Origin of the sequence: Vibrio splendidus 12E03 (assembly GCF_000272105.2) — a bacterium.
GTDB lineage: Bacteria > Pseudomonadota > Gammaproteobacteria > Enterobacterales > Vibrionaceae > Vibrio > Vibrio splendidus_I.
The window spans coordinates 1-12,169 of sequence record NZ_AJZD02000059.1; the positions used below are offsets into that span (position 1 = coordinate 1).

Annotated in this window: 7 protein-coding genes; all 7 read left to right on the top strand. The window is 44.9% G+C overall.

Features of this window, described 5'->3' with window-relative positions:
• Nucleotides 1-158: 158 nt before the first annotated feature.
• Complete coding sequence (ftsZ, locus tag A142_RS05395) at nt 159-1,388, top strand: cell division protein FtsZ (protein WP_017059291.1); 1,230 nt, start codon at nt 159-161, stop codon at nt 1,386-1,388.
• Nucleotides 1,389-1,484: 96 nt separating this feature from the next.
• Nucleotides 1,485-2,402, top strand: coding sequence for a UDP-3-O-acyl-N-acetylglucosamine deacetylase (lpxC, locus tag A142_RS05400; protein ID WP_010434751.1), 918 nt, complete (start codon nt 1,485-1,487; stop codon nt 2,400-2,402).
• 388 nt (nt 2,403-2,790) lie between these two features.
• Nucleotides 2,791-5,517, top strand: coding sequence for a preprotein translocase subunit SecA (gene secA / locus A142_RS05405; protein WP_019823629.1), 2,727 nt, complete (start codon nt 2,791-2,793; stop codon nt 5,515-5,517).
• A 346-nt stretch (nt 5,518-5,863) separates the two neighbouring features.
• On the top strand, nt 5,864-6,262 hold the full coding sequence (mutT, locus tag A142_RS05410; RefSeq protein ID WP_017098312.1) for an 8-oxo-dGTP diphosphatase MutT: 399 nt from the start codon (nt 5,864-5,866) through the stop codon (nt 6,260-6,262).
• 92 nt (nt 6,263-6,354) lie between these two features.
• Nucleotides 6,355-7,179 (top strand): 4-hydroxy-tetrahydrodipicolinate reductase, encoded by an 825-nt coding sequence (gene dapB / locus A142_RS05415; protein WP_020628676.1) that lies wholly within the window; start codon nt 6,355-6,357, stop codon nt 7,177-7,179.
• Nucleotides 7,180-7,682: 503 nt separating this feature from the next.
• A complete protein-coding gene (gene carA / locus A142_RS05420; RefSeq protein ID WP_010434758.1) occupies nt 7,683-8,837 on the top strand; it encodes a glutamine-hydrolyzing carbamoyl-phosphate synthase small subunit in 1,155 nt (384 codons plus the stop codon).
• Between the two features lie 16 nt (nt 8,838-8,853).
• The gene (gene carB / locus A142_RS05425) at nt 8,854-12,084 is read left to right on the top strand and encodes a carbamoyl-phosphate synthase large subunit (protein WP_019823635.1); all 3,231 of its coding nucleotides are present in this window, start codon (nt 8,854-8,856) and stop codon (nt 12,082-12,084) included.
• Nucleotides 12,085-12,169 lie beyond the last annotated feature (85 nt).

A 12,169-nucleotide genomic window follows, 5' to 3' on the forward strand; every position in this document is an offset into this window, starting at 1 on the left:
TTTACTTCATTACGCAAGAGATTGTCAGATCAGTGATGAAGGTGATTACAGCGAACCTAAGCGTTCAGCACCTTCTATGTCTGGTTTATTTGGTAAATTGCGTAATTGGATACAAAAAGAGTTTTAACCTGAGTTGCAGGAAAAAACGGAGATAACACATGTTTGAACCGATGATGGAAATGTCTGACGATGCAGTAATTAAAGTCGTTGGAGTTGGTGGCGGTGGCGGTAACGCTGTTGAGCACATGGTACGTGAATCAATCGAAGGCGTAGAATTCATCAGTGTTAACACTGATGCGCAAGCACTTCGTAAAACAAGCGTGAGCAGCGTGATCCAAATTGGTGGTGATATCACTAAAGGTTTGGGCGCTGGTGCAAACCCACAAGTAGGCCGTGATGCAGCTCTCGAAGATCGAGAAAGAATTAAAGAAGTTCTAACTGGCGCCGATATGGTATTTATCGCAGCTGGTATGGGCGGTGGTACTGGTACAGGTGCTGCTCCAGTTATTGCTGAAGTTGCGAAAGAGTTGGGTGTGCTAACGGTTGCTGTTGTAACTAAGCCATTCAGCTTTGAAGGCAAAAAGCGTTTAGCGTTTGCTGAGCAAGGTATCGAAGAGCTTTCTAAGCATGTGGATTCTTTAATTACGATTCCAAATGAAAAGCTACTTAAAGTACTTGGCCGCGGCGTAACACTGCTAGAAGCTTTCGCAAGTGCAAACGATGTACTTAAAAACGCTGTACAAGGTATCGCTGAGCTAATTACTCGCCCTGGTATGATTAACGTCGATTTCGCGGATGTTCGCACCGTAATGTCTGAGATGGGTCATGCAATGATGGGTAGCGGTATCGCAAAAGGTGAAGACCGTGCTGAAGAAGCTGCTGAAACGGCAATTTCTAGCCCACTACTAGAAGACATCGACCTAGCTGGTGCACGTGGCGTTCTTGTGAACATCACAGCAGGCCTAGATATGCGTCTAGATGAGTTCGAAACAGTAGGTAACACAGTTAAGGCATTCGCATCTGATAACGCAACAGTTGTGATTGGTACTTCTCTAGACCCTGATATGACGGATGAAATTCGCGTAACTGTTGTTGCAACAGGTATCGGTACAGAGAAAAAACCAGACATTACTTTAGTTGCTGGTGGTAAAGCTAAGGTTGCACCAACTCCTCAACCACAGGTAGCGGCTCAAACTGCACCAAAAGTGGAAGAGAAAGTGGCACAGCCATTGCAAGAAAAAACTGAGGTTAAACCTCAAGTTAAGCCACAGCCAACAACGTCACCTGTTTCTTCAGGTACAGGCGCTAGCCAAAGTGCTGCACCTAAAGCTGAGAAAGAGAGTGGATATTTAGATATTCCAGCATTCTTACGACGTCAGGCTGATTAACAAACACCCAAAATTTGACTATCGTCGAATTAATGGTAAAATTCGCGGTCGGTAAATACTGACCGTGATTTGTAGCACTGATAACGAGGCAAGCAGATGATCAGACAACGTACTCTGAAAGAAATTGTGAAAACAACTGGTGTGGGTCTCCACTCTGGTCGTAAAGTCACACTTACTCTTCGCCCGGCAGCTGCAAATACAGGCATTGTTTATCGTCGTACCGATGTAAATCCACCTGTAGATTTCCCAGCTGATCCAGCATCAGTTCGTGACACTATGTTATGTACTGCTCTTGTTAATGACGAAGGCGTACGTATCTCTACAGTGGAACACCTTAACGCAGCTCTAGCGGGCATGGGCATCGACAACATTATTGTTGAAGTAGATGCACCAGAGATCCCAATTATGGATGGTAGCGCAAGCCCATTCGTATACTTGCTACAGCAAGCGGGTGTAGAAACACTGAATGCAGCGAAGCGTTTTATTCGTATCAAAAAGCCTATCCGTTTTGAAGATGGCGATAAATGGGCAGAGTTTGTTCCATTTAACGGCTTCCGTATGGACTTTGAGATCGACTTTAACCACCCAGCAATTGAATCTGATGAGCAACGTTTGTTGTTTGATTTCTCTTCACAAGGCTTTGTGAAAGAAATCTCTCGCGCTCGTACTTTCGGCTTCATGCGCGATATTGAGTATCTACAATCTCAAAACCTAGTACTTGGCGGTAGCTTCGATAACGCTATCGTTCTAGACGAATACCGAATTCTTAATGAAGAAGGTCTACGTTTTGACAATGAGTTCGTAACTCACAAAGTACTGGATGCGATTGGTGACTTGTACATGTGTGGACACGCTATTATTGGTGAGTTCCGTGCATACAAATCAGGTCACGGCCTAAACAACCAACTACTACGTGCAGTACTTGCTGACGCAGAAGCTTGGGAATGGGCAACATTCGAAGAAGAAGTAGGCTCTCCTGTTGCATTTGCTGAGCCAGGAATGGTTCTAGCGTAATTGTTGTTTACAACAATATAAGATTTCGAAAACCAGGTCATTGACCTGGTTTTTTTGTATCTATTTTCCAGATACAGTGTCGTCAACATCCGAAAGTTGACTACCAATGGGCTACAGTCTGGCTAATCCGTCAGCAATTAGAAAGAAAAGTTCCAAGCACATCAAACAAATGGGGTTATAAATGGTCGTTGGTGTGAAAATTACTTACACTAAAGGGCATTAATTTTAACTCAAGCCTTGAAAACTCTACTCTCAAGTACAATATCAAAGATACTAGATTTATCTCAGTATCCTTGGTTAGTAACTGAAGACTAGTTCATAGCTAGTAGAGACTGACGGCATTTAAAATAGATCGCGGACGATCTGAGAACGAAGAGATTCCAAGCACATGATTACTAAGCTGCTGACAAAGGTAATTGGCAGTCGCAATGACAGAACACTGCGCCGCCTTAGAAAAATTGTAAAAGAAATTAATAACTACGAACCAACGTTTGAAGCACTTTCAGACGAAGAGCTAAAAGCAAAAACGGTTGAGTTTCGTGAGCGCTTAGATAAAGGTGAATCGCTAGACCAGCTTTTACCGGAAGCATTTGCTACGGTACGTGAAGCGTCTAAGCGTGTTTACGGCATGCGTCACTTTGACGTGCAAATGATTGGCGGCATGGTTCTAAATGCTGGCCAAATTGCAGAAATGCGTACTGGTGAAGGTAAGACTCTTACAGCAACCTTACCAGCTTATCTTAACGCCCTACCTAGCAAAGGTGTTCACGTAGTAACGGTGAACGACTACCTAGCGAAGCGCGATGCGGAAACAAACCGCCCATTATTTGAATTTCTTGGTATGACGGTTGGCGTGAACGTGCCAAACATGGCTCCGCCAGAGAAAAAAGAAGCGTACCAAGCTGACATCCTATACGGAACAAACAACGAGTTTGGTTTCGATTACCTACGTGACAACATGGCTTTCCGTGCTGAAGATCGTGTTCAACGTGAACGCTTCTTCGCTGTTGTCGATGAAGTTGACTCAATCTTAATCGATGAAGCTCGTACTCCACTTATTATCTCTGGCCCAGCTGAAGATAGTTCAGATCTTTACACGCGTATTAACACGTTGATCCCTAACCTTGAGCGCCAAGATAAAGAAGATTCTGAAGAGTACCGTGGTGAAGGTCATTACACCATGGACGAGAAATCGAAGCAGGTTCACCTGACTGAAAACGGTCAAGAATTTGTAGAAGAGCTAATGGTGAAAAACGGCCTGATGGAAGAGGGTGACACGCTTTACTCTCCAACAAATATCAGCCTATTGCACCATGTTAATGCAGCGCTGCGTGCACACGTATTGTTTGAGAAAGACGTCGACTACATCGTTACTGAAGAAGGCGAAGTGGTTATCGTTGATGAACATACTGGTCGTACTATGCCAGGTCGTCGTTGGTCTGAAGGTTTACACCAAGCTGTTGAAGCTAAAGAAGGTGTGAAGATTCAGAATGAAAACCAGACGCTAGCATCGATTACATTCCAGAACTTCTTCCGTCTATACGAAAAACTGTCAGGTATGACAGGTACTGCCGATACTGAAGCTTTCGAATTCCAGTCCATCTACGGCCTAGAAACGGTGGTTATCCCAACCAACAAACCTATGGTGCGTAACGATATGCCAGATGTGGTTTATCGTACTGAAGAAGACAAGTTCAACGCGATCATTGAAGACATCAAAGACCGTGTCGCAGCTGGTCAGCCATCACTGGTTGGTACGGTTTCTATCGAGAAGTCTGAACTACTGTCTAATGCACTGAAAAAAGCAAAAATTAAGCACAGCGTTCTAAATGCTAAGTTCCACGAAATGGAAGCAGAGATCGTTGCACAAGCTGGTATGCCGAGTGCGGTAACTATCGCAACTAACATGGCCGGTCGTGGTACCGATATCGTGTTAGGTGGTAGCTGGCAGGCACAAGTTGAGAAGCTAGAGAATCCAACCAAAGAGCAGATCGAGAAGATCAAAGCTGATTGGAGAGTAATCCACGATAAAGTACTTGAGTCAGGTGGTCTGCACATCATTGGTACTGAACGTCATGAATCTCGCCGTATCGATAACCAGCTACGTGGTCGTTCTGGTCGTCAAGGTGATGCGGGTTCTTCTCGTTTCTACCTATCAATGGAAGATTCTCTGCTACGTATCTTTACATCGGATCGTATGGCTGGTCTTATCCAAAGTGGTATGGACGAAGGCGAAGCGATCGAATCTAAGATGCTTTCTCGCTCAATTGAAAAAGCACAACGTAAAGTTGAAGGTCGTAACTTCGATATCCGTAAGCAGCTTCTTGAGTACGATGATGTAGCCAATGACCAACGTAAAGTGGTTTATGAGCTTCGTGACGAACTGATGAGTTCTGACGACATCAGTGAGATGATCGAACACAACCGTGAAGATGTACTGGCATCAGTCATTGATGAATACATCGCACCTCAGTCTCTTGAAGACATGTGGGATATCGCGGGTCTACAAGATCGTCTGAAGAATGACTTTGATCTAGACTTTGATATTCAAGGTTGGTTAGACGAAGACGACAAGCTTTATGAAGAAGCTTTGCGTGAGCGTATTCTTGGCATGGCGGTTGATTCGTACAAACAGAAAGAAGAAGTGGTTGGTGCTCAAGTACTGCGTAACTTCGAGAAATCTGTGATGCTACAAACGCTAGACGGTCTTTGGAAAGAGCATTTGGCTGCGATGGATCACCTTCGTCAAGGTATCCACCTGCGTGGTTATGCTCAGAAGAACCCGAAACAAGAGTACAAGCGCGAGTCGTTTGAACTGTTTGAAGGCCTACTAGATGTACTAAAAACAGACGTTGTTACCATCCTTTCTAAAGTTCGCGTTCAGCAACAAGAAGAAGTTGAAAAGATGGAAGCTCAACGTCAAGCTCAAGCTGAAGAAGCGGCGCGTCGTGCACAGGCACAACATGCAACGGCTGAAAACCAGCTAGGTGACAATGAAGCTGAAGCAGCATCTCCACAAACGGTAGTACGTGATGAGCGTAAAGTGGGTCGTAACGAGCCATGTCCATGTGGAAGTGGTAAAAAATATAAGCAGTGTCACGGTAAAATTGACTAAGTTTGGTGAATCGTTGCTGTAACGGATGATTGCAGTGTCGGAGGTACTCACTTACTAACGTAAGCTCCGTGCCTCCTCCTTGCACTCACCACGTCACAGTTTAGCTTCACACAAACTTATTGATAAAAAGAGTCGCTTAGGCGGCTCTTTTTGTATGTGAATTTTATGGCTTATCTTTAATTAGAGGGTAAGTCGTCATTCCCTATAGCGAGAACGAGCGTAGTAGGGAATCTCGTTTAGTTAGGCTCACGTTGTTTTAGCTCCCCAGCTCAGTCGTTTCTCCTTCTTGAGGATGACGTATTCAGGGACTATGTGAGTTCAGCGTTTTATTAAGGAACACCATCATATGAAAAGAATCCACATTGTTGCAGGCATTATCTTCAATCAAGATAAGTCACAGGTATTTATCACAAAGCGTCCGGACGACAAACACAAGGGCGGTTTTTGGGAGTTCCCTGGTGGCAAGGTTGAAGTGGGCGAAACCATTGAACAAGCGATGACTCGTGAGCTTGATGAGGAGATTGGCATCAAGGTGACAGAACAGTCTCTGTTTGAGCACCTTGAGTTTGATTACACCGATAAGTCGCTTAAGTTCGACTTCATCCTTGTGACTGACTTTGAGGAACAACCTTATGGCAAAGAAGGTCAACAAGGTGAATGGGTAAGCCTAGAATCATTGAATCAATACGCTTTCCCAGAGGCAAATGTGCCAATTTTAGAGCGAGTGATAAAAGAGTTTTCGTAATTGCTAGCCTGAGTTTGAGATTGTTGTTAGTTTAAAGAGATTAATCGATTGAACGTTGCTGCAAGAGATAAGCGGCAACCGTAACCAAAACAATGGAGATATTCGCAGTGGTAAGAATTGCAATTGCAGGAGCAGCGGGCCGCATGGGTCGCAACTTGGTGAAAGCCGCTCATCATAATTCAGAAGCAAGTGTTGGTGCTGGCTCGGAACGTCCAGAGTCATCTTTGGTCGGCGTAGATGTCGGTGAGTTATGCGGTGAAGGTCGTTTTGATGTTGCTCTAGTCGATGACCTGTCTAAAGCCATCGAAGAGTTTGACGTGATCGTCGATTTTACAGCCCCTGTTAGCACATTAGCGAATATTGAACTTTGTAAACGTCACGGTAAAAAACTGATTATCGGTACGACGGGTTTCTCTGAAGAAGAGAAGCAGGTGATTGATGCTGCTTCAAAAGAGATGGCTATCGTAATGGCACCTAACTACAGCGTTGGTGTGAACCTTGTATTTAAGCTGCTAGAGAAGGCCGCTAAAGTGATGGGCGATTACTGTGATGTCGAGATCGTTGAGGCGCACCACCGCCATAAAGTCGATGCACCTTCTGGTACTGCGATTGGTATGGGCGAAGCGATTGCTGGTGCGATGGGCAACGAGCTGAACGATGTAGCTGTATGGTCACGCGAAGGTATTACTGGCGAGCGTACTAAAGATGAGATTGGTTTCGCGACGATTCGTGCCGGTGACATTATTGGTGAACACACCGCTATGTTTGCTGATATCGGTGAGCGAGTGGAAATTACCCATAAAGCCACTGATCGAATGACTTTCGCTAATGGCGCAATCAAGGCTGCAGTCTGGTTAAATGATAAACCAGCCGGCTTTTATACCATGACTGATGTCCTAGGTTTGAATGACCTGTAAATAGATATTTATGCGCTGGCAATTGCCGGCGCTTTCTTTATTTGATACATTTCCCTTCGTAATATCCCTTTTACAAACCTCCCTATAGTTTCTTCTTATCGTCGATTTTTTCTTATTTAACTGTCTTTTTTAATGCTTATAATGTGTTTTTTGTTTTAGGTCTTTAAATTACGATCTTTTCTCTTTGTATTTATCGATTGCGTTTTGTTGCTGATATTTTTATTACTCTATGGTTGGCTAAAATGAGGGGTGAAAATTAGAAAATCGTAATATTCGGCCGAAATGAGCATGAAAGTTAAACTTTTGAAGCTTTGATGGCGTAAATTGAATTAGTCCTTACAAATGTTTAATTTCTTTTGCGTTAAATGTTGACACGTATCACGCACATCACTAAAATACCGCCAATTTGTCTAATTTCCATAAACACGCAGTTTCTGGTGTTGCAGGAAGGTAGATTTGCAAATTAAATCAATTTTAATGCATTTTTATTTCTGGAGGTTGTCTTGAAGAAGTCAGCACTACTCGTCCTAGAAGATGGGACAGTATTTCACGGTGAAGCCATTGGCGCTGTAGGTTCTGCAGTTGGTGAAGTCGTTTTTAATACCTCGATGACGGGGTACCAAGAAATCCTCACTGATCCTTCCTATTCTCAACAAATCGTTACCCTTACTTACCCTCACATTGGCAATACCGGAACCAATTCCGAAGACGAAGAATCTTCTTCAATCCACGCTCAAGGCCTTGTGATTCGCGATCTCCCTCTAATCGCTTCTAACTTCCGTAATGAACAATCCCTTTCTGATTACCTTAAGTCGCAAAACGTTGTTGGTATCGCTGATATCGATACTCGTAAACTGACGCGTATTCTTCGTGAAAAAGGCGCTCAGAACGGTTGTATCGTAGCTGGCTCTTCAGTAAACGACGGAAACCTAGACGAAGCTTTGGCTCTAGCTAAAGCAAAAGAATTTCCTGGCCTGAAAGGTATGGACCTTGCGAAAGAAGTTACAACAAAAGAAGCGTATCAATGGAAACAAGGTTCGTGGACGCTTACGGGTGGACTTCCTGAAGCGAAAGCAGACTCTGAATTGCCATACCACGTTGTTGCTTATGACTTCGGTGCAAAACGAAACATCCTACGAATGCTTGTTGACCGCGGCTGCCGCCTAACGGTTGTTCCTGCTGAAACTTCTGCTGAAGAAGTACTAGCTCTGAACCCAGACGGTGTTTTCCTGTCAAATGGCCCTGGTGACCCAGAACCATGTACTTACGCAATTGAAGCGACAAAAGTGTTCCTAGAAAAAGGCTTACCAATCTTCGGTATTTGTCTAGGTCACCAGATTCTTGCTCTTGCGTCAGGCGCTAAGACAGTGAAGATGAAGTTTGGTCACCACGGTGCAAACCACCCGGTTAAAGATTTAGATCGTGATGTTGTGATGATTACTTCGCAAAACCACGGCTTTGCTGCTGACGAAGAAACCCTTCCAGAGACACTACGTGCAACGCACAAATCACTATTTGATGGTTCTCTACAAGGTATTCACCGTACAGACAAACCAGCATTCAGCTTCCAAGGTCACCCTGAAGCAAGCCCAGGTCCAGAAGACGCAGCGCCGTTATTCGACCACTTTATTGAACTAATCAAACAGCACACAGCGTAATTCGGAGTAGTAGACAATGCCAAAACGTACTGACATTAAAAGTATTCTTATTCTAGGTGCTGGCCCGATCGTTATCGGCCAAGCATGTGAGTTCGATTACTCTGGTGCTCAAGCTTGTAAAGCGCTTCGCGAAGAAGGTTACCGAGTTATTCTTGTAAACTCGAACCCAGCGACAATCATGACTGACCCAGATATGGCCGATGCAACTTACATCGAACCTATCCAATGGGAAGTTGTGCGTAACATCATCGCTAAAGAGAAGCCTGATGCAGTTCTACCTACTATGGGTGGCCAAACTGCATTGAACTGTGCTCTAGACCTAGAAAAGCACGGCGTTCTTGAAGAGTTCGGTGTTGAAATGATTGGTGCAACGGCTGATGCTATCGATAAAGCAGAAGACCGTTCACGCTTCGATAAAGCAATGAAAGCAATTGGCCTTGAATGTCCAACTGCTGATACAGCGAAAACGATGGAAGAAGCTTACAAAGTTTTAGACATGGTTGGCTTCCCTTGTATCATTCGTCCATCGTTCACGATGGGTGGTACTGGTGGCGGTATCGCTTACAACAAAGAAGAATTTGAAGAAATCTGTCGTCGTGGTTTGGACCTATCTCCAACTAATGAACTTCTTATCGATGAATCACTTATCGGTTGGAAAGAGTACGAGATGGAAGTGGTTCGTGACAAAAACGACAACTGCATCATCGTATGTGCGATTGAAAACTTCGACCCAATGGGTATTCACACAGGTGACTCAATCACTGTGGCTCCAGCTCAAACGCTGACAGATAAAGAATACCAACTAATGCGTAACGCATCTCTAGCAGTATTGCGTGAGATTGGTGTTGAAACAGGTGGTTCAAACGTACAGTTTGGTATCAACCCGAAAGATGGCCGTATGGTTATCATCGAGATGAACCCACGTGTATCTCGCTCTTCAGCACTAGCTTCTAAAGCAACAGGTTTCCCAATCGCTAAGATTGCAGCGAAACTGGCTGTTGGCTTCACGCTAGACGAGCTAATGAATGACATCACTGGCGGCGCAACTCCAGCATCATTCGAACCAACAATCGACTACGTAGTAACTAAGATTCCTCGTTTTAACTTCGAGAAATTTGCAGGTGCTAACGACCGTCTAACGACGCAAATGAAGTCTGTTGGTGAAGTTATGGCTATCGGCCGTAACCAACAAGAATCTCTACAAAAAGCACTTCGCGGCCTAGAAGTTGGCGCGACTGGTTTTGACGAAATGGTAGACCTAGATGCACCAGATGCTCTAACGACTATCCGTCACGAACTGAAAGAAGCTGGCGCAGAGCGTATTTGGTACATCGCTGACGCATTCCGTGCTGGTATGTCGGTAGATGGTGTATTCAACCTAACGCAAATCGACCGTTGGTTCCTAGTTCAAATCGAAGACATCGTTAAGCTAGAGCAGGAACTTAAAGCGAAAGGCTTTGCTGGTCTGAACAAAGACGAGCTAAACAAGCTTAAGCGTAAAGGTTTTGCTGATGCGCGCCTATCTAAGATTCTAGGTGTAGCGGAAAGCGAAATCCGTCGTCTGCGTGACCAATACGATATCCACCCAGTGTACAAGCGTGTAGATACATGTGCTGCTGAGTTCTCTTCTGATACAGCTTACATGTACTCTTCTTACGATGACGAGTGTGAAGCGAACCCAACAGACAAAGACAAGATCATGATTCTAGGCGGCGGTCCAAACCGTATCGGCCAAGGTATTGAATTTGACTACTGTTGTGTACATGCATCACTAGCACTACGTGAAGATGGCTACGAAACTATCATGGTTAACTGTAACCCTGAGACAGTTTCTACAGACTACGATACATCTGACCGTCTGTACTTCGAACCAGTAACTCTGGAAGATGTACTAGCAATCGCTCGTGTTGAGAAGCCAAAAGGCGTTATCGTTCAATACGGTGGTCAAACGCCACTTAAACTGGCTCGTGCTCTTGAAGCTGCTGGTGTACCAATCATCGGTACTAGCCCAGACGCAATCGACCGTGCAGAAGACCGTGAGCGTTTCCAAGTTGCTGTAGACCGCCTAGGCCTACTTCAGCCAGAGAACGCGACAGTAACAACGATGGAGCAAGCGGTTGAGAAATCTCGCGAAATCGGCTTCCCACTTGTTGTACGTCCTTCTTACGTACTTGGTGGTCGTGCGATGGAAATCGTATACGACGAGCAAGATCTACGTCGCTACTTCAACGAAGCGGTTAGCGTATCAAACGAATCTCCAGTACTACTTGATAGCTTCCTAGACGACGCTGTTGAAGTCGACGTTGATGCGATTTGTGACGGTGAACGCGTTGTTATCGGCGGTATCATGGAGCATATCGAGCAAGCGGGTGTTCACTCAGGTGACTCAGCATGTTCTCTTCCTGCATACACGCTAAGCCAAGAAATCCAAGACGTAATGCGCGAGCAAGTTGAAAAGCTAGCGTTCGAGTTGGGTGTGCGTGGTCTGATGAACACACAGTTTGCTGTTAAGAACAATGAAGTGTACCTAATCGAGGTTAACCCTCGTGCAGCACGTACGGTTCCATTCGTATCTAAAGCAACTGGCGCACCAATCGCTAAGATTGCCGCTCGTGTAATGGCAGGTCAATCTCTAGAGTCTCAAGGCTTTACGAAAGAAATCATCCCACCTTACTATTCAGTGAAAGAAGTTGTACTTCCATTCAACAAGTTCCCTGGTGTTGACCCACTGTTAGGCCCAGAAATGCGCTCTACTGGTGAAGTTATGGGTGTTGGCGCGACATTCGCAGAAGCATACTCTAAAGCTGAATTGGGTTGTGGTCACATCTACCCTGAAGGCGGTCGTGCATTGCTTTCTGTTCGCGAAGGCGACAAAGAGCGTGTTGTTGACCTAGCATCTAAGCTATCTAAGCTTGGTTACCAGCTAGACGCAACTCACGGTACTGCGGTTATCCTTGGTGAAGCGGGTATCAACCCACGTTTAGTAAACAAGGTACACGAAGGTCGTCCTCACATTCTTGACCGTATCAAGAATAACGAGTACACGTATATCGTGAACACTGCAGCTGGCCGTCAAGCGATTGAAGATTCTAAAGTTCTTCGTCGTGGAGCACTTGCTGAGAAAGTGAACTACACGACTACGCTAAACGCTGCATTCGCGACTTGTATGGCGCACACTGCAGACGCGAAAACTTCAGTAACTTCAGTTCAAGAGCTACACGCTCAGGTTAAAGCTTCTCAAGCTTAATCACCTAAAGTGTATCGCTGTTAAGCGGATATAAATGCTCAAAGCCCACTCTTCGGAGTTAATGCCGTTCGGATAAGCATTACTG

Excerpts from the sequence above, each read along its gene's own strand:
- dapB (WP_020628676.1), top strand. The coding sequence starts at position 6,355 with ATGGAGATATTCGCAGTGGTAAGAATTGCAATTGCAGGAGCAGCGGGC.
- mutT (WP_017098312.1), top strand. The coding sequence starts at position 5,864 with ATGAAAAGAATCCACATTGTTGCAGGCATTATCTTCAATCAAGATAAG.
- secA (WP_019823629.1), top strand. The coding sequence starts at position 2,791 with ATGATTACTAAGCTGCTGACAAAGGTAATTGGCAGTCGCAATGACAGA.
- carB (WP_019823635.1), top strand. The coding sequence starts at position 8,854 with ATGCCAAAACGTACTGACATTAAAAGTATTCTTATTCTAGGTGCTGGC.
- lpxC (WP_010434751.1), top strand. The coding sequence starts at position 1,485 with ATGATCAGACAACGTACTCTGAAAGAAATTGTGAAAACAACTGGTGTG.
- ftsZ (WP_017059291.1), top strand. The coding sequence starts at position 159 with ATGTTTGAACCGATGATGGAAATGTCTGACGATGCAGTAATTAAAGTC.